The organism is Variovorax brevis, from assembly GCF_030317105.1.
Taxonomy (GTDB): Bacteria; Pseudomonadota; Gammaproteobacteria; order Burkholderiales; family Burkholderiaceae_C; genus Variovorax; species Variovorax brevis.
On record NZ_JASZYG010000003.1, the window covers coordinates 141430 to 162697 of the forward strand.

The following is a 21268-nucleotide window of genomic DNA, read 5'->3' on the forward strand; positions in this document are numbered from 1 at the left end:
CTGTCGCAAGCACCACCCACGTCATCACCAAAGCCCCAACTGCTCTGCCGCCTTGGGATGGGTTTTTGGTAGCAATACCTCCGCGATTGAAAGGCCACTCTTTAGCGAGAACGCCTCCTTATCATTAACTGGACGCACCGTTGTACCTTCTTGTCCCGGCTCTAGCAGCAGCACACCCCGGCCATCAATTCCCGGGTTGCTCAGTAAAGCTTCGCTATGTGTGCTCACTAACACTTGCCGAGAGCGCCGCTTCTTGTCTCTCTGGATTCGCTGAAGCAGTCTTGGAATCTCTCGAACGATGGCGTCGTTGAGCGAGAGTTCTGGCTCTTCCAATAGGAGCAATGAGTCGCCTTCGAGCAATACCCACAGCAGCCCAAGTAGCCGCAAGGTTCCGTCGGAGAACTGCTCCTCTCGTTGCCAACCAGCATTCGGTCTGTAGTGGGTATACATCGCTTCAAGATGCGGACGGCCGTTAGTTTTGTCCGCCACGTAGCGAAGCTCCTTGAACTGAGGCACGGCCAACGCAAGCGCCTTCTCAATCTTGTTGAGCCGTGCATCACGGGTTTTCTGGGACGTTTGGGCGACTCGCTCCAAGAAGCCTTGTCCAAAGGGATCGTCTTCGAGCCGCTGACCGCCGAGGAGATCGCCGTACTTCAACAGTTGGGGAACTAGATGAAGGTAACTGGTTTCACCAAAGAAAGTGGGGAGTTCGCGAAACTTCGCGTTGACTTGAATTTGCTCCAGGGCAGTCTGCGTCAAACGCATGATGTCATTTCTGTCATCTTTGTCGGGCCGGTCAAGTATCTTGGAGCCCTCACGCCAAACCTGCTCGACGGAGATCAAGGTCCGTTGGGCGCCCTTTCCTTCTGGCTTGAAGCCCAAGACATACCGCCAAAGAGGGATTGGGTCATCTGCACTGTCAGCCAGATGGACCTCGATCCTTACCTCTGGATCTTTTCGAGCATGTAAACAGCGAAGCTTTTGAATGCCACCGCGGTCGTGTATCGCCTTCTGGAGGCCGCCACCTTGAGGTTTACTGACATCGCGAAGAAATCGGAACACATCCAAGAAGTTGGATTTACCCGAGGCATTAGCTCCGAGCAAATAGGTGCGCTCTCGCAACGGTGCGTCAACTTCACGAAAGTTTCGCCAGTTCTTCAATTTGAGATGTGTGACGATCATGAATCAAACCTTAGGGAACACGAACGGAATTGAGCTGCACGTGGAAAGCGCCTAGAAGCAGAATGTAACTGCCTCCGCTAAACGAAGGCACTCACAACAGCACGATGTCGTATTGCCCCTGCCCCATCGCCTGCTCAGCCTGCAATGAGATGGGCTTGCCGATGAAGTCCGACAGGCCCGCCAGGTGCTGACTCTCTTCGTCCAGGAACATCTCGATCACCTGAGGCGAAGAGACGATCCGGAATTCGCGCGGCGTGAACTGGCGCGCTTCACGCAGGATCTCGCGCAGCACGTCATAGGCCACGCTGCGCGCCGTCTTCACGATGCCCTGCCCGCCGCACGCCGCACAGGGCTCGCACAGCATGTGTGCCAATGACTCGCGCGTGCGCTTGCGCGTCATCTCGACGAGACCGAGCTGCGAGAACCCACCCGCCGTCGTCTTGGTGCGGTCGCGCGCCAGCTGCTTGCGAAACTCCGCCAGTACTTGCTCGCGGTGGTCGTCGCGCGACATGTCGATGAAGTCCACGATGATGATGCCGCCCAGGTTGCGCAGCCGCAGCTGCCGCGCGATGGCTTGCGCGGCCTCCAGGTTCGTCTTGAAGACCGTGTCGTCGAAATTGCGGGCACCCACGAAGCCGCCGGTGTTCACATCCACCGTCGTCAGCGCTTCCGTCTGGTCGACCACGAGGTAGCCGCCCGACTTGAGGTCCACGCGCCGGCCCAGCGCACGGGCGATTTCTTCATCGACCGAATACAGGTCGAAGATCGGCCGCTCGCCCTTGTAGAGCTGCAGCTTGCCCGCCGCCGTCGGCATGAACTCGTTGCCGAACTTGAGCAGCACGTCGAATTGCTCGCGCGAATCGATGCGGATGGTTTGCGTGTCTTCGCTGGTCAGGTCGCGCAGCACGCGTTGCAGCAGGCTCAGGTCCTGGTGCAGCAGGGACATGGGCGGCAGGCGTGTGGACAGGTCGCGAATGCGCGACCAGGTCTTGCGCAGGTAGGCGATGTCTTCGGCCAGTTCGGCGTCGGTCGCATCCTCGCCGTTCGTGCGCAGGATGAAGCCACCGGTGCTGTCGGGAAGGACGCCCTTGTTCTCCGCCGCGGCCGCCGCGTCGCTGAGCGTCTGCATGCGCGTGCGCAAGGCATCGCGCAGATCCGAAGGAATCTTTTGCGAGACGCCGATGTGGTTGTCCTGCGGCAGGAACACCAGCAGCCGCCCCGCGATGCTGATCTGCGTCGACAGCCGCGCACCCTTGCTGCCGATCGGGTCCTTGATGACCTGCACGAGCAGCGATTGGCCTTCGAACACCAGCCGTTCGATGGGCACCGCACTCCCGCTTCCATTGCGATGGTCGCGATCCGGCGCCGCCGTCGAGGCCCGCGAACCCGGAGCAAAGGGCGCCACGATGTCCGCCACATGCAGGAAAGCCGTGCGCTCCAGCCCAATGTCGATGAACGCCGACTGCATGCCCGGCAGCACGCGCGAAACCTTGCCCAGGTAGACGTTGCCGACCAGCCCGCGTTCCAGGGTGCGCTCGACGTGAAGTTCCTGCACGGCCCCGTATTCGATGAGCGCGACGCGTGTTTCCTGGGGCGACCAGTTGATCAGGATCTCTTGCATGACTTCAGATGTTCAGCCCGGCTTGCCGCAGCATCTGCGCGGTTTCGTACATGGGAAGGCCCATGATGCCTGAATAGCTGCCGCTGATGTGCTCGATCAACGCCTGCGCACGACCCTGCACCGCGTAGGCCCCCGCCTTGCCGAGAGGCTCGCCGCTGTCGACGTAGGCGGCGATCTGCTTTTGGCTCAAGGTCGCAAAGCGCACGCGCGAGACGCTCAGCGCGGCATGCCGCTTCTTGCCATGTTGCACCGCAACAGCCGTGAGGACGCGGTGCGTGCTGCCCGACAGCAGGCGCAACATGCGGCGCGCATCGGCCGCGTCTTCGGGCTTGCCGAGGATGGTGGCGCCCAGGGCGACGGTGGTGTCGGCGCACAGGATCGGCGCCGGCGGCAATCCCTTGCGCTCGAAGCGTTCGACCGCCGCGTCGAGCTTGAGTCCTGTCACCCGTTGCACATAGGCGGCGGGCGCTTCGCGCGGCCGGACCCGTTCCAGCGCTTCCGCGTCTTCATGGGGGTCCGCCAGCAGGAGTTGATGGCTCACGCCAATCTGCTCAAGCAACTGCGCGCGCCGCGGACTCTGCGACGCGAGGTAGATGAAGGCTTTGTTCATTCCCGGTGATACGGATGACCCGCGTTGATCGACCAGGCCCGATAGAGCTGCTCGACCAGCAGCACACGCGCCATCGCATGCGGAAGGGTCAGATCGGAAAGGCGGATTCGCTCGTGGGCGGCGGCGCGAAACGCCGGATCCAGCCCGTCGGGTCCGCCGATGACGAGCGCGACATCGTCGCCCTCGCCTTGCCACGTCTGCAAGCGCGCGGCCAGTGCCTTTGTGGTGAGCGAGGTGCCGCGCTCATCGAGCACGACCACGCGCATGCCCCGGGCAATCGCGGCTTCGATGCGCTCGCGCTCGGCCGCGTAGAGCGTCTCGAGCGTCTTGGAGCCGCGCGGCTCGGTCTTGACGGCCCGAAGTTCGAGCTTGAGTTCGGGAGGGAAGCGCTTGGCGTAGTCGTCCCAGGCGGTCTGAGCCCAGTCAGGCACACGAAGCCCGACTGCGACCACCAGGAGCTTCATGCCCTGCGCGATGGCGCCTTGCGCGCAGCCGCCTTCTTGGCGGGCGCCTTCCGGGCGACCGGCTTGCCGACAACGAGCTTCACGGGCTTGGCGGCCGACTTGGCAGCCGGCTTTTTCGAAGCGGTCTTGGCCGGTGCCTTGGCGGCAGCGCCCTTCTTGGCCGCAGCCTTCTTGGCGGCCGGCTTCTTCGCAGCCTGCTCGGCCTCGCGCACGGCCGTCTTCGCAGCGCTGGAGCGGCGCAGGGAAGTCGTCTTCTTCGCGGCAGGCTCGGCAGCCTTTTCAGCCGCAGGCGCGGCCGGCTTGGCGGCACCGAACTTCAGGCGTACCGGCTTCTCGCCCCAGATCTCTTCGAGGTGGTAGTACTGGCGGATGGCCGGTTGCATGATGTGCGCCACCGCCGCGCCGCAGTCCACGATGATCCACTCGCCGTTTTCTTCACCTTCCGTGCGCGGCTTGGCAAAGCCGGCTTCGCGCACCGCATCGCGAACGCTCGCGGCCAAGGCCTTGGTCTGGCGGTTGGAAGTGCCCGATGCAACGATCACGCGCTCGAAGAGCGGTGAAAGACTCTCTGTGTCGAATACCTGAATGTCCTGCGCCTTGACGTCTTCGAGGCCATCGACGATGGCTCTCTGGAGTTTCTGGGTGTCTTTTTTGGCGGCGGCTTCAGAGGTCATCAGGTAGATCGGTAAAGGTGGTGTAAGTCAATATAGCGCGCAACAGCGGCCGGGACCAGACTGGAAATGTCGTTTCCGCGCGCCGCGAGCGCCCGGATGCCGGTCGCACTGATCTCCATGGTTGGCAGTTCGATTCGCTCAAATCGCGCTTCGGCTGGCAAGTCAGGCAAGGTCAAGGGGTCGAAGCCGGCGGCGGAGCCTGCGGGAATCTTGCGTTGCGCCACCGAAACGATGGCCATCGAAAGAATGTCCCGCCAGCCATGCCAGCCTGGCAAAGCGGCTGCCTGGTCCGCGCCCATGATGAGGACCAATTGGGCCTTCGGGCGCTCGCTTTGCAGTTCGCGCAGGGTGTCGAGTGTAAAGGTTGGGCCGGACCGCCGGATTTCCCGCTCATCGACCACCACCCCGGACATGTCGCCAAATGCAAGCTGCGCCATCGCCAGCCGGTGCTGCGCGGCGCTCAACTGGTTGGACTTGTGCCATGCCTGCCCGGTCGGAAAGATGCGCAGTTCGGCCAGCGCGCACTGCTCGACGGCGGCGCGCGCCAAGGCAACGTGCGCGTTGTGCGGTGGATCGAAGGCACCGCCAAAAACGCCGATGCGGGGCGTGCTCAGATCCATTCGCGACGCACGAGAAAGTCGCTGTAGAGGCGCGCCTCGGGCGTGCCGGCAGTCGGCTGGTTTTGATAGGACCAACTGGCCAGCGGCGGCATCGACAGCAGGATGGATTCGGTGCGCCCGCCCGACTGAAGGCCGAAGTGCGTGCCACGGTCCCACACGAGGTTGAACTCCACGTAGCGGCCCCGCCGGTAAAGCTGGAAGGCGCGTTCGCCCTCCCCGTACGGCGTCGCGCGACGCTTTTCGACGATGGGCATGTACGCCGGCAACAGCGCATCACCCACGGAACGCATCATGGCAAAGCTCTGATCGAAGCCAAGTTCGGAAAAGTCGTCGAAGAACACGCCGCCCACGCCGCGCTGCTCGTTGCGGTGCTTCAGGAAGAAATATTCGTCGCACCACTTCTTGAAGCGCGCGTACTTGTCGTCGCCGAAGGGCGCCAGCGCATCGCGGCAGTTGCGATGAAAGTGCTGTACGTCGTCGTCGAAGCCGTAATACGGCGTGAGGTCCATGCCGCCGCCGAACCAGCAGACCGGCTCGCCCCCTTGGGGCAAGGCGGCCAGCATGCGGACGTTCATGTGGACCGTCGGCACATAGGGGTTGCGCGGGTGAAAGACCAGCGAGACGCCCATCGCCTCGAAAGCCGCGCCCGCCAGCTCAGGCCGATGCTGCGTGGCCGATGGTGGCAACTTCGGGCCACGCACTTGCGAAAAGCCGCAACCCGCGCGCTCGAAGAGTTCGCCGCCTTCCAGGATGCAGGTGAGGCCGCTGCCTTGCAGGGGCTCGCCGGGTGCCTTTTCCCAGGCGTCTCGCACGCAGGTGGCGCCATCCGCGGCCTCCACGGCAGCGACGATGCGCTGCTGCAGCCCGCGAAGCCAGTCGCTGACGGCTGCGGGGTTGGCCTGCATCAGCTCCCCTGGCCGCGCACATGCACGGCGCGATGCCCGATGTCCTTGCGATATTGCGCACCGTCGAAGCGCACATGCGCCGCGATTTCGTACACCTTTTGCTGCGCCTGCTTCACGCCATCGGCCAGCACGGTGACGCACAGCACGCGTCCGCCGCTGGTGCGCAGCTCGCCGCTGTCGAGCGAGGTGCCGGCATGGAACACCACGGCCTCCGGCGTTTCATGCGGAATGCCGGAGATGCGATCGCCCTTGCGCGGCGCGAGCGGATAGCCTGCCGCGGCCATCACCACGCCCAGCGCGGTGCGGCGGTCCCATTGCAGCTCGATCTGGTCGAGCGTGCCATCGGTGGCATGCCAGAACACTTCGAACAGGTCCGACTTCAGCCGCATCATGATGGGCTGCGTTTCCGGGTCGCCCATGCGGCAGTTGAATTCGAGCGTCTTGGGATGGCCCGTCGCGTCGATCATCAGGCCGGCGTAGAGGAAGCCGGTGAACGGAATGCCGTCCTTTTCCATGCCCTTGATGGTCGGCAGGATGATCTCGCGCATGGCCCGCGCGTGCACTTCGGCCGTGACGATGGGCGCGGGCGAATAGGCGCCCATGCCACCCGTGTTGGGGCCTTGGTCGCCGTCGAGCAGGCGCTTGTGGTCCTGGCTGGTGGCCAGGGCCGTCACGTTCTTGCCGTCGCACAGCACGATGAAGCTGGCTTCCTCGCCCTGCAGGAACTCCTCGATGACGACGCGTGCGCCGCCTTCGTTGTGCGTCACGCCGAACTTGTTGTTGTCCAGCAGCATGAAGTCGATGGCCTCATGCGCTTCGGCCACGGTGGTGGCGACAACGACACCCTTGCCCGCGGCAAGACCATCGGCCTTGACGACGATCGGCGCGCCCCTGGCATTCACGTAGGCGTGGGCGGCGGCCGCGTCCGAGAAGGTCTCGTACTCGGCCGTCGGGATCTTGTGGCGCTTCATGAAGTCCTTCGAGAAGGCCTTCGAGCTTTCCAGTTGCGCAGCCGCCTTCGTCGGGCCGAAGATGCGCAAGCCATGGTCGCGGAACTCATCGACCACGCCCGCTGCCAGCGGACCTTCAGGGCCGACCACCGTCAGCGAGATCTTTTCCTTCATCGCCCAGGCCCGCAGCTCGGCGGGCTCGGTGATGTCGATGCATTCGTAGCGCGAATCGGCTGCGGTTCCGCCGTTGCCCGGTGCCACATAGACGCGGCTCACGCGGTTGCCCTGCGCAAGGCGCCACGCCAATGCGTGCTCGCGGCCGCCTCCGCCAATGACCAATACTTTCATGCGTGCGCTTTCATGCGTCCAGGGATGCGTTGTGATAGACCTCCTGCACGTCGTCCAGGTCTTCCAGGACGTCCAGCAGCTTTTGCATCCGCGCGGCATCTTCGCCGGTGATGTCGACGGTATTTTCGGGCCGCATGGTCACTTCCGCCACTTCGGGCTTCAGGCCGGCGGCTTCGAGCGCGTTCTTGACGGTTTCGAAGTCGCCCACCGCAGTGAGCACTTCGACGGCGCCGTCGTCATCGGTGACGACGTCTTCGGCACCCGCTTCGAGGGCCACTTCCATGACCTTGTCCTCGCTCGTGCCCGGCGCAAAGATCAGTTGGCCGCAGTGCTTGAACTGGAAGGCCACCGAGCCTTCCGTGCCCATGTTGCCGCCGTGCTTGCTGAAGGCATGCCTCACTTCTGCGACAGTGCGCACGCGGTTGTCGGTCATGGTGTCGACAATGATGGCCGCGCCGCCGATGCCGTAGCCTTCGTAGCGGATTTCCTCGTAGTTCACGCCTTCGAGGTTGCCGGTGGCCTTGTCGATGTTGCGCTTGATCGTATCGATCGGCAGGTTGACGGCCTTGGCCTTTTCCACCGCCAGCCGCAGCCGGGGGTTGGCGCCGAGGTCACCGCCGCCGGTGCGGGCAGCCACCGTGATTTCGCGGATGGCGCGGGTCCAGAGCTTGCCCCGCTTTTCGTCCTGACGGCCTTTTCTATGCTGAATGTTCGCCCATTTGCTATGTCCGGCCATAGGTCTATCTCTCGTGTTTTCTCAAGTTCCAAGCAGACCGAGATCTTACTGTCCGGCGCGGCCTGCTACTCTCACGCTCAACGAATTTGACAAACCCCTTTTTAAGGATAATCCGCCGATGACGCCACAGCCCGCCGAAGGAAGCCGCACCCCTCCCCCCTTGGCGCCGCACGTGCCGTTGCCGGACTACTACAAGGACGAAGACGAGCACCGGGCTTTCCTGACGCGGATCTTCGACGACACCGCCGAAGACTACGAGCGCATCGAAAGCGTGATGGCCTTCGGTTCCGGCCCCTGGTATCGCCGCCAGGCGCTGGAACGCGCGGGCCTGGAGAGCGGCGACGACGTGCTCGACGTGGGCATCGGCACCGGCATGGTGGCGCGCGAGGCCTTGCGCATCATCGGCCCCACCGGTTCCCTGGTGGGCGTGGATCCCAGCCCCGGCATGATGGGCCAGGTGCATCTGCCGCAGGTCGAACTGGTCCAGGGCATGGCCGAGGCGATTCCGCGGCCTGACAGCAGTTGCGACTTCGTCAGCATGGGCTATGCCCTGCGCCATATCGGCGACGTGGCGGCTTCGTTTGCCGAGTTCTTTCGCGTGCTGCGACCGGGCGGCCGCGTGTGCATCCTGGAGATCACCAAGCCCCGAAGCTCGTTGGGCACCGCGACCCTCAAGACCTACATGCGCACCGTGGTGCCGGTGATCGCACGCGTCGTGGCGCGCAAGAACAGTTCGCCCGAACTCTGGCGCTACTACTGGGACACCATCGAAGCCTGCATTCCGCCGGCCACCGTTCTGGACGCCCTGCGCACCGCGGGCTTCGTCGACGCGCGCCAGCATCTTGAACTGGGCATGTTCTCCGAATACACCGCCACCAAACCCGAATGAGCGTGGGCCTGATGCAAGCCCCTGCCGGGGCCATGTGACGATGCGAGCGCCAAGGGAGATGTCAGCGTTGCGCGTACGGCGAATGCCGCTGGCCGGAATTCTTGTCCACGCCGCGAACGAGCACGCCGCGCTCGGCGCGCTGGGCTATGGCGCGTCTGGCGGCCGGATGGCGAGCCTGGCCAAGGTCGATGCGCGCGTTCTGCTGGGCGGCGCCGAGATGGTGGACGCCTGGCACGCGGGCGAACAGGTGGATTCGGGCATCACCGGCGCGGTGCGCTGGCGTTGCGACGGCCACTGGATGACCGGCGCCATCGACATCGATGAAGCCGCCGCCGGCACCAAAGGCCTCGCCACGCTGATCCGGCAGGCCTACCTCGACCTCTTCGACGCACTGTCCCTCACCGGCTGCAGTCAACTGCTGCGCGTGTGGAACTACATGCCGCGGATCAACGCGGAGGACGGCGGGAGCCTTGAACGCTATCGCCAGTTCAACGCCGGTCGCCGAGAAGCATTCGAGGCGGCGGGCCGGGGTGTGCTCGAAGGCGCTCCGGCGGCCAGCATGCTGGGCACGCAGCATGGCCAGCTGTGCGTGCGCTTCCTGGCAGGACGCCATGCGCCGCTGCCCATCGAGAATCCGCGCCAGGTTTCGGCCTACCACTATCCACCCGACTACGGCCCCAGCCCGCCGATCTTTTCGCGTGCCGCGCTGGCCGACTTGGGTGGAGAAAAAGTGGCGCTGTTCATTTCGGGCACCGCCAGCATCGTCGGCCATGAATCGCTGCACGTCGACGACGTGCGCGAGCAGGTCTGCGAGACCCTGCGCAACCTGCGGGCGGTCATTGAATCGGCCAACGCCCGCACCACCGCACGCTTCGATCTCGCTCAACTCGATTGCGTGGTGTATGTGCGCAACGCAGACCAGGCGCAGCAAGTGCGGCAAGTGCTGGAGAATGCATTGGGCACTGCAAGCCACACCATGCGCCACGCGATCTACCTCGAAGCCGACATCTGCCGCCGCGACCTGCTCGTGGAAATCGAAGCCCATGCCATTGCCAGCGGCGCCTTGCGCGACTGACGGGCAGCACCTTGCGATGATCCGATTGCTCCCCCTGCTTCGCTCCATTCTCCTGGCCGTGCCGCTGTATGCACTGCTGACCCTGCTTGGCCTCATTTCGCTGGTGTGGAACCTGATCGCCATGCTGCTGCAGCCGCTGCTGCCGGAAGACACGGGGCGCGCGCTGGGCCGCCGTGTCATCGCGGGCGCCTATCGCTGGTTCTGGCGCATCGCATCGGCCAGCGGCATGATGGTCGTCGATGCCACCTGCCTCGATGTCTTGCGTGAAGAACGCGGGCTCATCCTGGTCGCCAACCACCCGACCATGCTCGACGCCCTGCTGCTGGTGGCGCGGCTGCCGCACAGCGCCTGCATCATGAAGGCCGATTTGATGCGCAACATTTTCCTGGGTGCGGGCGCACGGCTGGCGCGCTACATCCGCAACGACTCGGCGCGCACGATGATCCGGCTTTCGGTGCAAGACCTGCGCCGTGGCGGTCAACTCGTGATCTTTCCGGAGGGCACGCGCACCGTCGCGCCGCAGCTCAACAAGTTCCGGCCCGGCGTCACGCTGATTTCGAAGCTGGCGCAGGCGCCGATCCAGACCGTCTTCATCGACACCGACTCGCCGTACCTGGGCAAGGGCTGGCCGATCTGGCGCGTGCCGCCCCTTCCCGTCGTCGTCAAGCTGCGCCTGGGTGAGCGCTTCATGCCGGCGACGGACAGCGACGCACAGCTGCGCGAGCTCGAACAGTACTTCCGACAAAACATGGAAAAACGCGCACCCGACGCGTCCGCCGCATGCCAGACGCCTCGCGCACCCACCTTGTCCTGATTCCCAGCTACAACACGGGCGAGCGCCTGTTTTCCACCGTTGCCGCGGCACGCGCCCAGTGGAGCCCCGTGTGGGTCGTCGTGGACGGCAGCACGGACGGCACGGGCGAGCGCCTTCAGCAGATCGCACGGGACGATCCCGGACTTCGTGTCTGGCTGCTGCCGGAGAACAAGGGCAAGGGCGCCGCCGTCCTGCACGGCCTTCAAGCGGCGCGCGATGCAGGCTTCACGCATGCACTGACGATGGATTCGGACGGCCAGCATCCGGCCGACCTGATTCCGCGCTTCATGACCGAGTCCTTGCGCCGGCCTGAAACGATGGTGCTGGGCAAGCCCGTGTTCGACGCCAGCGCCCCGCTGCTGCGCGTGCGCGGGCGCCGCGTATCCAACAGCTGGACGCAGCTGGAGACGCTGTTCGCCGGTGTGGGCGATTCGCTCTACGGCTTTCGCGTGTATCCCGTGGCCGACCTGATTGCCGTGATGGCGCGCCAACCGTGGATGCGACGCTTCGACTTCGACACCGAAGCGGTCGTGCGCCTTGCGTGGCGCGGCACCAAGCCCATCAACATCGATGCACCGGTGAAGTACCTCAGTGCCGAGGAAGGCGGCGTCTCGCACTTCAACTATGTGCGCGACAACGCCCTGCTCACCTGGATGCACACGCGGCTGATGCTGGAGTTCGTGCTGCGACTGCCTGTGCTGATCTGGCGCCGGCTGCGGCGACTTCCGCCGTTTCAGGACTAAGAAGGTGTGAAGATTTCGTAGCGAGGGCGCCGAGGTCGGGTCGAGCAGCGCAGCCGTACACCCGTACGGCGAGCAGCGCAGGCCCGGGATCGGTGGCCGCAGTAGAAAGATTTACACCTTCTCAGATCATGCCGCCGTTGACCGAAATCACCTGGCCGGTGATGTAGGCCGCGTCGTAGCTCGCGAGGAACCCGGCCAGCGCTGCAACCTCCTGCGGCGTACCCGCCCGCTTGGCGGGCACCATCTGGTCGATCAGCGCCTTGTCGAAGGCGGCGTCGGCCATCGGCGAGGCGATGATGCCGGGCGCGATGGCATTGACCGTCACGCCGCGCGAGGCCACTTCCAGCGACAGCGACTTGGTCGCGCTGTTGAGTGCGCCCTTGGCCGCTGCGTAGTTCACCTGCCCGCGGTTTCCGGTAAGCGAAGCCACCGACGAGATGTTGAGGATGCGACCCCATCGCGTTCGCAGCATGGGCAGCAGCAACGGTTGCGTGACGCGAAAGAAGCCATTGAGCGACACATCGATCACCTTGTGCCATTGCTCGGCGCGCATGCCCGGCAGCACCGCGTCGTCATGCACGCCCGCGTTGTTGACAATGATCTGGATGGGCCCCGCCGCCAGCATCGCCTCGCAGGCCTTGGCACAGGCCTCGTCGCTGCGCAGATCGAAGACCTGGCAGAGGGCCTGACCGCCGTCCGCGACGATGGCCGCCGCGAGCGCCTCGACCGCTTCGGGACGCGAGTTGGCATGCAGCACCACCATGGCGCCGTCGCGCGCCAGCCGGCGCGCAATCGCCTCGCCGAGTGCGCCGCTGGCACCCGTGACGAGCGCGCGTTTGCCGGACAGTGTCATGGGCTTGCCTTTGCTGCAGGAATGGGCGTGTTGAGAACGACGATGGCGCGGCCTTCGACCAGGTCCCGCTCCGTCGCGTCGGCCACGCGGAACTCGTAAAGCACCTGCCGCACATCACCCGACAGCCGGCGCGCGTGAACATGCAGCGGGCCCGCCAGGTCATCCAGCCGCGACACCGCGAGCTTCACGTTGCGCACGCTCGCCAGGAAGCCTGCGGATGCAGCTTCGCCCTCCGCTGCGAGCAGGCCGCCATGCAGCGCCATGGCCTGCGCCGCGTATTCGACAGCGCACGGCGCCAGCAAGCCGCTGGCCGTACGCAATGGGTTGTCGTGCGCAGTGTGCGTGGAGGTCGTGCAATGGATGCGCTCTTCGTTCCACAACTCCAGGCGATCCAGCAGGCACATCGAACCGCTGTGCGGTATGCGTGCGGCGATGCCGTCCCGGTCAAGTGTCTGCGGGGTCATGCGTCTTGCTTCAGGTCGGCCACGAGAAGGACGTTGGCAAAGGGCGTACCCCGGCTCATCGGGACGCTCTGCACGGCAAAGCCAAGGCGATCCAGCATCGCGACCCACTCGGCGAGCGGACGGCCCCACGTGGGCGCCACACGGTGACCACGAACACGCGTCACGGTGCGATCGACCCATTGGCTGATCAGGTAGCCGCGCCGGTTCGCCGCGTCGCCCACCCGCAGCAGCAGCCGCCCGGGCGTCGGGTCGCCGCGCTCGGCCTGGCCCCTGGCCAGTGCATCGCGAACACGCAGTAGCACGCGCTCCTGCGCCTGAAGATCGACATAGTGCAAGACGTCCAGGATCACGACGAGGTCGCAGGACGTGAACTCGGCGCTGCACATGTCCGCGCACACGAAGCTGGGCGCCGTCGGCAAGTCGCCCACCGATCGCGCCGCGCGTTCCACGTCGCGCGCCATCAACTCGATGCCGGTGTAGCGCGCCTTGGCGGGCGTGGGGCTCCAGCTTCCGGGCCAATCATTGCCGGCCTGCATGCTGCTCATCGCCGACAGGAGGCTTGCAAAAATCCCTTGGCCGCAACCGATGTCCAGCACGCGTGCATGGCTTGGCGCAATGAGCCCGCGCTCGATGAGCCCCCGGAAGACGGGGTCGCGCGACAGCTTGCCGCGCGCGAAATGCCACGCGAATCGGCCTGCCTTGCGGTAGGGCGCGGTCGCGGCCTCGTGCAATTTGCGCCATTGGGCGTCCGGGTGCAGGATCGTCGTGTTCATGGCAAGGCCATTGCGCTTGGAAACATCGGGGCGACCTGCGGCGGCAGAGGGTGTCGGCGTGGCGCTCACGTCGCCAACGCCTGCGCCAGGGTGACCGAGCGCAGCCCATCGCGATGAAGGCGCGCGAGCAGGAGCGGCAGCACGTCCAGGATCACCGCGCGGCCATCGGGCGTGCGCGCGGCATGGCCGTCGTGCAACAGCAGGATGTCGCCACCGCGCAGGTCGCGCGTCAGGCGCGTCAGCACGCGGGACGCATCGGCTTCGCGCGTGTCGAATCCACGCCGTGTCCAGCTCACGAGGGTCAGGCCCATGTGATGCAGCACGGGCGAAAGGAAGAGATTGCGAAACCCGGCCGGTGCCCGGAAACATGCTGGCCGGACACCCGTCACGCGCGTGATGATTTCCTGTGCCTGCTCCAGTTCAGCGGCATAGGCCCGCGGGCCGAGCAGCGAAAAATCATGTCGGTGGCGCGCCGTGTGGTTCTGGATGCTGTGGCCGCGGGCGATGATTTCGCGCGCCAGTGCCGGATGCGCCTGCACGCGATCGGCAATGCAGAAGAACGTCGCGTGCTGCCCTGCCGCATCCAGCAGATCGAGCACGACCGGCGTGACCTCGGGGTCGGGTCCATCGTCGATGGTGATGGCGACCTCGCCACGGGCGGCCGCCGCTTCGGGCAGGCGCGAGATGTTCTTGCCCAGCAGCGCACTGCGCGGCGTCAGGCCCGCGATGGTGATGACCAGGTGGTTCAGGACGATGGCGCCAATCGCCCACGCAAGGGCGCCCGGCACGAGGACGGCCGTACCGACCGCCAGCACATGCCAGGCAATGCTGGCCCGCACGAAGGGCGCAAACGGTCGGTACGAAGGGATGGTGGCGGTGGCGTCAGGCATGCGGCTTGGGTTCTTGTCTCGAAGCTTTTGGCGATTTTCCCACTACGCAGACGCTGCCGGCGCGCGCCGCACGAAAGCGGCTGACAGCAGCAACGCCAGCAAGGCGCCGGGCGCCACCACGCGGCCAATGGCCGAGAGCGCCGGAATGTCCGACAGGGCGATCAGGCCGAAAGACACCACCGTCGTCAAATTCGCCAGCAGCAGGGAGGCCAGGGTGTCTTCGTCGGCCCGCCCCGTTTCCCGCAACTGGTCGAAGAACAGCGCGTAGTTGGAGCCCACGGCCACAACCAGCAGCAGGCCGACCAGATGAAGAATGCCCAGCGAGGCTTGGAACGCCGCCAGTCCGCCAAGCGTCAGCAACACGGCAAAGGCCAGCGGCTGGCACACGGCCAGCAGGCGGCGCGCGGAGCGCAGGTACAGACCCAGCAGCACCACCACGGCAAGGGCGCCGAACAGCACCTGGGCGAAGGCTTCGTGCAGGTAGCGCGCGTAGAGGCTGTCGAGTTCCTCCTTCACGTCGACGACCTGCGCATCGGGCAGGCTGGTCAGTGCCTGCTGCAGCTTGGCCGGATCGAACTTCTCGCCGGTGTGCAGCGAGATGACGGACGACCACCCGCCGCCCGGCCGCTCGAACATCAAAGAGTTGACGATGGGTCCCAAGGGACCATCCTGCAAGTCGGCGCGACGGATGGGCGCCAGCTTGCGCGCGGCCTGCGTTTCCGCGATGAAGGGCTCCAGGCGCGCTGCGGACAGCGGAAGGCCTTGCGTCGCCTGCACAAGGCGCGTTCGCAGCGTCTCCGCATCAGGCAGGCTTGCGGTTCGTGCGCTCTGTGCTTGCGCGCTGGGAAGCAGGCGCGTGACGGCGTCGAAGCCATCCAGGTCGCCCCGGTCCACCAGCGCTTCCAGCTTCGCGCTGGCAGCTTCAACGCCCTTCAGCGTCGCTTGCTCATCCGCTCCCTGGACGATGACCAGCGTGCGTGCGTCGCTCGCGCCCAAGTCGGCCCTCAGTTCGCCATCCAGGATCTGCGCCTGCGTGGGCACGGGGCTCATGGAGCCGAGTCCCGCGCGCCACAGGTGGCCTCGCTGCCATGCCAGAAGGATGGCCGACACAACGCACAGTGCGATCAGCACCCAGCGCAGCCGGGGCAGGCCGCGCACGACAAAGCCGGCGATCTGCGCCATTTGCCGACGCATGCCCATACCGGCGGCGCCATCCGGGGCGAGCACGGGCAGCACGTAGCGTGTCGCCATCGCGGCGGCGACCAGCCCGGCAATCGAGAACACACCAAGCTGCGCGAGCCCCGGAAAGCCCGAGAACACCAGGGCCGCGAAGCCGCACACCGAGGTCAGCAGCCCGAGCCGCACGGTGGGCCAATGCACCACGCGCCAGCGCTGCCAACCAGTGCCGGCCACGGCACCGGGCTCGGCCTGCCGCGCCTGGATGAGGTAGTAGATGGCGTAGTCGATGGTCTCGCCGATGAGCGTGCTGCCAAATCCCATCGTGAGCCCGTGCACGTGGCCGAACACGAGGCTGACGGCCGAGGTGCCCACCACCACGCCCGTGGCCACCGGCAGCAGGGAGATGACCAGCGCGCGCGGCGACGCAAAGGCCAGCAACAACAGGCAGCCCACCACCACGCCGCCGACGGCCGCGAGGTGGTACGCCTCGCTCTTGATCTTGTCGCGGCTTTGCACCGAGAACACCGGCGCGCCGCTCATCAGCAGGCGCGGCGGGTTCGCCTGGATGCCCTTCACTGCCGCATCGAAGCCCTGCTGCACGCGTGCCATGGTCGCGGACTGCGCATCGAGATCGCTGCCGGCCGCCCTGGTCGTCGCCAGCAGAAGCGCGCGTGGCGCCGTGCGCGACACCCACACGCCCTGCTCGCTTCGCGGTGCGCTCGCGGGTATCAAGCCCTCGGCGATGCGTTGCGTCTCACCGGTCGGATCGCGCTCGAGCAGCGGCTTGATGAGGTTGCCCGCCGGCGTGCCGAGGGTCGACAAGGTATCGAGGATGGCGTCGCGCAGGCCGTCCGCGGAGAAGCGCTCCGCCGTCACGCTGGGCGCCAACTGGTAGCGGTGCTCGAAGATCCAGGTGCCGGCCGCCGACCAGTCGGAGGTCTCGCCGTTTTGAACCTGCTCGAACAGCTTGCTCTCGCGCATCGATTTGGCCAGCGCGCGCGAGACCTCGGCGCGCTGCGCCGCATCCGCGCCGCCTTCGATGCCGATGAGCAGGGTGCGCGAAGCCACGCCGCTTTGCAGCTGCTCGATCAGCATCGCCTGCCGCGCATCCGGACTCTTGGGCAGGAAGGCCGAGAGGTCGGCGCTGAAATGCGTTCGGGCGATCAGCGTCACACCAACCACCATCAGCGCCAGCCACATCAGCAGGACGAGCGCGCGCCGCGGCTTGGCGAGTGCGGCGGTCGCTGGCATGCTCAAGGCGATTTGCCCTCACCGCGGCCGGGCGTGATGCTCATGACCGAGCGATCGCCGCCAATGAATTCCATCTCGACACCCAGCACGTCGCCCTGCCGGCCGCTCAGTCGTACGCTGCGCACCTGGGCTGCAAGCCGATCATCGACGGGCTGGAGGTCCAGCGTCCAATCGGCACCCGAGCCTTTGAGCGTGCTGCGAAATTGCCGTTGCAAAAGCGCCCCGTCGCCACTCAAGGTACCGCGCAGCGCATCGACCATGCCGCCCATTTCGGGCGCGCTGTCGAGCGTGAGGGTGCGCGTGCGGCCGCCGCGCGACAAGGTCACCGTGTTGCCCTCCACCACCATGGATTCGGGGCGTGGCGTGAGCGTGCGGCGCGTGAGCTTGTCGGGCGCGGTGAAGCTCAGCGTGCCGCTTGATTCCAGCGGCCCGTCCATGCCGCGAACGAATCGCTGCTCGGTGAAGCGGGCCTCGCCGCTTTTCTGGCGCGACAGCAGCGCCATCAGCTCCGGCATGTCGAAGGCCCACGCAGTGGAGGCGCCGAGAAGAAGCAGCGCCGCCAAAAGGGCCGGACGCCCTCGCTCAACGAGCGTCTTCGAGCCAGAAGTCATGGAAGTTGAACCAGTTGTACGGGTGCTCGCGGCATAGCGCCTCGAGCCGCTTCACGTAGGCTTCGAGCGCTTGGCGAATCTGCGGCTCGCGGTGGGCACCTTCGGTAATGCTGAAGTCGGCCAGGGGCTCGAAGCGGATTTCATAGCGGGCACCGCCGAGGTACAAGCCGACCATGAAGAACATCTTGCGCCGCAAGAGCGCCGCAAGGCGAAACGGCGAATCGTTGAAGCTTGCCGGATGGCCCAGGAAGTCGATGGAAACGCTGTTGCCGCGCTGCTGGCCCGGGGCGTCCTCTTGCCGCGGCAGGGTGCGATCCACAAGAAGCCCCGCGAGGCCGCCCGAGTCCATCCAGTCGCGCAGCGCCAGCATGGAATTGGGGCGCCCCAGCGCGATGATGCGTGGCCGGAATTCCGGATCGCTGATCGCCCCGAGGATGGAGTTGATCTGCTGCGCGTTGTCCGGGTACATGAGCATCGCCAGCTTCAGCTGCGCGGGGTGCGCGCTCGTGTGCTTGCAGGCGCCGATGGCCTCGAAGCTGCCCATGTGGGCACCCACAAGGAAGGCGCCGCGGCCGGCCATGGCCTCCGCGTCGGTGTGCTCCACGCCCTTGACCTGGAAGTCGAACAGGTCCATTCGGCCGCGCAGGAAGTAGACGCGGTCGAGCACGGTGGACGAGAAAGCGTGAATCAGCCGATAGCCGTCGCGCCACCCCATCTGCGGCCCGATGGCGCGCGTGAGGTAGCGCTTGATGTGCCGCCGCGGTCCGGGCGAGAAAAGAAAGAAATAGAGCGTGATGGGGTGCAGCACCAGCCGTGTCACGCGTCGCCCGAAAGTCAGGGCGAGCCAGCAGACAAAGCGCAGCGCCAGCATGTTGCTGCGCTCCGGCGTATGCGCCCAATCGCCCTGGCTCGCCTGGGTGTCGGAGGCGTGGCGTGAGTCAATCGGCAGGCGGCTCATCGGCTCACCCCTGCGCCGGCAGTCCACTTGCCGCTTGCAGCCACCACGTCGCCCAGGCGCACTTCGAAGCGCACGCCGCCCGCGTCCGGCGCCAGTTCAATGGTGTAGCTGTCGGCGGGCCGCAGCGGCGCCAGGAACTTGGCGACCGCCAGATGCGGGCTGCGCCCCACGCGCGCGACGAGCGCAGGCACTTGGGCAAGGGCCTCCAGCACTTCCGACAGGATCAAAGCCCCCGGCAGCAAAGGCTGGCCGGGAAAGTGGCCCTCGAAACATGGATGGTCGGCAGGCACCTCGCGCGCAAAGCGAAGCGCCTCGCCGTCGCCCGCCAGTTGCGCGAGCGCGAATTCGCGCAGGGCCCGAACGCCAAGCTTGCCGGTGGCCTCGCGCGGCAATGACGCAACCTGCACGATGCGACGCGGCACGAACACGGCCTCCAACCGTTGTCGCAGCGCAGCGATGATGTCCGCATGCGCCACCTCCGGCGCGACGACGAAGGCCACGGGGCGCACCACGCCGTCGGCCACTTCGTCCGGCAGCCAGAAGGCGCCGTCCTGGACGCCGGGAATGCTGTTGAGGTGGTAGTTCAGATGCCCCAGCGAACTGCGGCGCCCGGCGACGTGGATGAGGTCGTTGGCGCGCCCCAGCAGCCGGAAGTGCTGGTCGTCCACCAGTTCCAACACGTCGGCGATGGGCGTGGGTTCGGCCACGAAATCGCCTTCGAAGATGAAACGCTCGGCCCCACCCTCCCCGGTTTCGACGCGCACGCGGACGTCGCCAAAGGCTTCCCACACATCGGTGCGGGTGGTGCGTCGCGTCGCCACTTGGCCGGTCTCGGTGCTTCCGTAGATCTCGATGAGCGGCCCGCCCAGCGCCTGCTCGGCCTGCGCGGCCAACTGGGGCGACAGGGGCGCCGTCGCCGAGAGGATGAGGTCGACCGCGGGCAGTTCGATGCCGGACAGCAACAGCGTCTTCAGGTGGAATGGCGTGGTCACCAGCGCACGCGGGCGCGGCACCGACGCCAGCGCAGCCGCGATGTCCGCCGGAAAAAAGGGCCGGCCACTGTCGAAGGCAGCGCCGCCCAGCAGGGCCAGCAAGGCGGACGATTCCAGTCCGTAGCTGTGTTGCACCGGCACCGTGGCGACCAGGGTCAGCCCCTCGAGAGACGGTCGCTCCAGCAGCGCCGACAGGCGCTTGACGGCTGCCGCCACGCAGCGCACCAGCGTGCCCCATGTCTTGGCATGCGGTTGCGGCACCCCCGTTGAACCGGAGGTGAGCAGGCTCACTGAATGCAGGTTCGCCGCGATGCGGGGAATGGGCAGCGCCTCGTGGTGGCCCGGCGCGTCAAGGGCGACAGCGACTTTGGGAAATCCGGGTGCATTCACTTGCGCGTCATCGGCCATGACGTAGATGCCGTCGCCGGACCCCTTCAGCCGAGCCAGGGTGTCAGGCCGCGCATCGGGCGGCAGCAGGCTGGCCTGGCCGCGTACCAGCGCGCTGGCAAGGCCCACGGCAAAGTGATACCGGTCCATGCACAGGTTGACCGCAGGCCCGTTCGCCGGCAGCGACGCCGCGAGCCGCTGCACGTCCGACAGGAATTGACGCCCGCTGACAGGCACGCCGTGCCGCCATGCCAGCGGCGCGTCGAGATCGCGCGGCGCAAGAAGCGGCAGGCCGGGGATGTTCAGTTCGCTCATCGGCCCGCCGTGCGCTTGGAACCGGTACCGATCGCGGCATGCACCACGTCCAGCAGCCGCGTCCGTTCGAACTCCGGATGCAGGCGATAGCGCGCGAAATGCTCACCCAGGAACAGCGCCACCACGCAGGCCGGCGTCAGCACGTTGGCAAGGAAGGACCAGGCGCTGAACGGAAGCATGAGGTAAACCACGATGGAAGCCGCCACCATCAGCGCGAAATAGACCGCCCAAAGCCGCGTGACCTTGCCGGTGTAGGTCCACATGTCCGGCGACATGGGGTGGATGCGCTGTGCGAACGCGCCAATCAGCGAAGGACGCCCCGGACGCAGCGTGCTGGCGAACCAGGCGCAAAAGAAGGCGTTGAACCCCACATGTTGCAGCACGTAAAGATGGTTTGGATTGCCCACCTCACCCCGCGACACCAGGGCAATGACCACGCCCCCCAGCGCCAGCGCGCCCGCGCCGCCCAACATGCCGAAGCGGCTGGCTGCAAGGCCCAGCACGGCCAGCCACAGCGGCGCGAACAGCGCAACCAGCGCCCACGGCGCGCTCGCGTGATACAGCATCATCCAGTGGGATGCGACGGCGTAGGCCACGCCAGCCGCGATCCACAGAGCCAGGCGCCATTGCGACATGGCGGAAGGAGACGCGCTCAGGGCGCGCCGCGGTGCTGCGCGACGTGCGCAGCCAGGCTGCGCAGCGACGAGAAGATCTGCTGGTTGCGCTCGTCGTCCGAGCGAAGCTGGAATCCGTAACGGCGCGAAACCTCCAGCGCCACTTCCAGGATGTCGATCGAGTCCAGGCCCAGGCCTTCGCCATACAAGGGCGCCGAAGGCAGGATGTCCTCGGGCGCAACCTCCAGGTTCAGTGCCTCGACCAGCAGCACGGCCAGCTCATGCTCGAGCGGCAATTGTTGGGACGCATCGCCGGCGGCGGGAAAGGAAGACTCGGCGGTCAGGGGCAA

The 21268-nt window shown here is 66.1% G+C and carries 23 protein-coding genes; 4 read left to right on the forward strand and 19 right to left on the reverse strand.

Annotated features, from left to right (window positions below; translation table 11 throughout):
* Positions 1-24: 24 nt before the first annotated feature.
* From QTI66_RS09475 to QTI66_RS09515, 9 genes are all read right to left on the reverse strand, one after another.
* Complete coding sequence (locus QTI66_RS09475; protein ID WP_286559237.1) at positions 25-1182, reverse strand: AAA family ATPase; 1158 nt, start codon at positions 1180-1182, stop codon at positions 25-27.
* Positions 1183-1273: 91 nt separating this feature from the next.
* Positions 1274-2803, reverse strand: a complete 1530-nt coding sequence (gene rng / locus QTI66_RS09480) for a ribonuclease G (RefSeq protein ID WP_286559238.1) — start codon at positions 2801-2803, stop codon at positions 1274-1276.
* A gap of 4 nt (positions 2804-2807) precedes the next feature.
* The gene (locus tag QTI66_RS09485; RefSeq protein WP_286559239.1) at positions 2808-3413 is read right to left on the reverse strand and encodes a Maf family protein; all 606 of its coding nucleotides are present in this window, start codon (positions 3411-3413) and stop codon (positions 2808-2810) included.
* Complete coding sequence (gene rlmH / locus QTI66_RS09490) at positions 3410-3877, reverse strand: 23S rRNA (pseudouridine(1915)-N(3))-methyltransferase RlmH (RefSeq protein ID WP_286559240.1); 468 nt, start codon at positions 3875-3877, stop codon at positions 3410-3412. The genes QTI66_RS09485 and rlmH overlap by 4 nt, the downstream gene beginning before the upstream one ends.
* On the reverse strand, positions 3874-4551 hold the full coding sequence (rsfS, locus tag QTI66_RS09495) for a ribosome silencing factor (protein ID WP_286559242.1): 678 nt from the start codon (positions 4549-4551) through the stop codon (positions 3874-3876). Before rsfS ends, rlmH begins: the two co-directional genes overlap by 4 nt.
* Positions 4551-5171, reverse strand: a complete 621-nt coding sequence (gene nadD, locus QTI66_RS09500; protein WP_286559244.1) for a nicotinate (nicotinamide) nucleotide adenylyltransferase — start codon at positions 5169-5171, stop codon at positions 4551-4553. The genes rsfS and nadD overlap by 1 nt, the downstream gene beginning before the upstream one ends.
* Positions 5162-6079 (reverse strand): oxygen-dependent coproporphyrinogen oxidase, encoded by a 918-nt coding sequence (hemF, locus tag QTI66_RS09505; protein WP_286559941.1) that lies wholly within the window; start codon positions 6077-6079, stop codon positions 5162-5164. Before hemF ends, nadD begins: the two co-directional genes overlap by 10 nt.
* The gene (gene purD, locus QTI66_RS09510; protein ID WP_286559245.1) at positions 6076-7374 is read right to left on the reverse strand and encodes a phosphoribosylamine--glycine ligase; all 1299 of its coding nucleotides are present in this window, start codon (positions 7372-7374) and stop codon (positions 6076-6078) included. The genes hemF and purD overlap by 4 nt, the downstream gene beginning before the upstream one ends.
* Positions 7375-7384: 10 nt before the next feature.
* Positions 7385-8110 (reverse strand): YebC/PmpR family DNA-binding transcriptional regulator, encoded by a 726-nt coding sequence (locus QTI66_RS09515; protein ID WP_286559246.1) that lies wholly within the window; start codon positions 8108-8110, stop codon positions 7385-7387.
* Between the two features lie 118 nt (positions 8111-8228).
* Between QTI66_RS09515 and QTI66_RS09520 the strand changes: the two genes are divergently transcribed.
* The 4 genes from QTI66_RS09520 to QTI66_RS09535 are packed head-to-tail and all read left to right on the forward strand — an operon-like array spanning position 8229 to position 11631.
* Positions 8229-8999 (forward strand): class I SAM-dependent methyltransferase, encoded by a 771-nt coding sequence (locus tag QTI66_RS09520; RefSeq protein ID WP_286559247.1) that lies wholly within the window; start codon positions 8229-8231, stop codon positions 8997-8999.
* Positions 9000-9057: 58 nt separating this feature from the next.
* Positions 9058-10074, forward strand: coding sequence for a chorismate transformation FkbO/Hyg5 family protein (locus QTI66_RS09525; RefSeq protein WP_286559248.1), 1017 nt, complete (start codon positions 9058-9060; stop codon positions 10072-10074).
* Between the two features lie 16 nt (positions 10075-10090).
* Positions 10091-10888: a lysophospholipid acyltransferase family protein gene (locus QTI66_RS09530; protein WP_286559249.1), complete on the forward strand. Its 798-nt coding sequence runs from the start codon at positions 10091-10093 to the stop codon at positions 10886-10888.
* A complete protein-coding gene (locus QTI66_RS09535) occupies positions 10855-11631 on the forward strand; it encodes a glycosyltransferase family 2 protein (protein ID WP_286559250.1) in 777 nt (258 codons plus the stop codon). Before QTI66_RS09530 ends, QTI66_RS09535 begins: the two co-directional genes overlap by 34 nt.
* A gap of 121 nt (positions 11632-11752) precedes the next feature.
* On the opposite strand, the gene fabG is transcribed toward QTI66_RS09535, so the two are convergent.
* From fabG to QTI66_RS09585, 10 genes are all read right to left on the reverse strand, one after another.
* Positions 11753-12484, reverse strand: coding sequence for a 3-oxoacyl-ACP reductase FabG (fabG, locus tag QTI66_RS09540; protein WP_286559252.1), 732 nt, complete (start codon positions 12482-12484; stop codon positions 11753-11755).
* Positions 12481-12948: a hotdog family protein gene (locus QTI66_RS09545; protein ID WP_286559254.1), complete on the reverse strand. Its 468-nt coding sequence runs from the start codon at positions 12946-12948 to the stop codon at positions 12481-12483. Before QTI66_RS09545 ends, fabG begins: the two co-directional genes overlap by 4 nt.
* On the reverse strand, positions 12945-13721 hold the full coding sequence (locus QTI66_RS09550) for a class I SAM-dependent methyltransferase (protein WP_286559255.1): 777 nt from the start codon (positions 13719-13721) through the stop codon (positions 12945-12947). The genes QTI66_RS09545 and QTI66_RS09550 overlap by 4 nt, the downstream gene beginning before the upstream one ends.
* Positions 13722-13786: 65 nt before the next feature.
* The gene (locus QTI66_RS09555) at positions 13787-14611 is read right to left on the reverse strand and encodes a polysaccharide deacetylase family protein (protein WP_286559256.1); all 825 of its coding nucleotides are present in this window, start codon (positions 14609-14611) and stop codon (positions 13787-13789) included.
* A 42-nt stretch (positions 14612-14653) separates the two neighbouring features.
* Positions 14654-17041: an MMPL family transporter gene (locus tag QTI66_RS09560; protein WP_286559943.1), complete on the reverse strand. Its 2388-nt coding sequence runs from the start codon at positions 17039-17041 to the stop codon at positions 14654-14656.
* Positions 17042-17043: 2 nt separating this feature from the next.
* Positions 17044-17652 (reverse strand): LolA-related protein, encoded by a 609-nt coding sequence (locus QTI66_RS09565; protein WP_286559257.1) that lies wholly within the window; start codon positions 17650-17652, stop codon positions 17044-17046.
* Positions 17624-18610: a lysophospholipid acyltransferase family protein gene (locus QTI66_RS09570; RefSeq protein ID WP_286559258.1), complete on the reverse strand. Its 987-nt coding sequence runs from the start codon at positions 18608-18610 to the stop codon at positions 17624-17626. Before QTI66_RS09570 ends, QTI66_RS09565 begins: the two co-directional genes overlap by 29 nt.
* Positions 18607-20304 carry an AMP-binding protein gene (locus QTI66_RS09575; protein WP_286559259.1) on the reverse strand — a complete coding sequence of 566 codons (1698 nt, stop codon included), beginning with the start codon at positions 20302-20304 and terminating at the stop codon, positions 18607-18609. The genes QTI66_RS09570 and QTI66_RS09575 overlap by 4 nt, the downstream gene beginning before the upstream one ends.
* The gene (locus QTI66_RS09580) at positions 20301-20900 is read right to left on the reverse strand and encodes a COG4648 family protein (protein WP_286559260.1); all 600 of its coding nucleotides are present in this window, start codon (positions 20898-20900) and stop codon (positions 20301-20303) included. Before QTI66_RS09580 ends, QTI66_RS09575 begins: the two co-directional genes overlap by 4 nt.
* A 56-nt stretch (positions 20901-20956) precedes the next feature.
* Positions 20957-21268, reverse strand: a complete 312-nt coding sequence (locus QTI66_RS09585; protein ID WP_444814976.1) for a phosphopantetheine-binding protein — start codon at positions 21266-21268, stop codon at positions 20957-20959.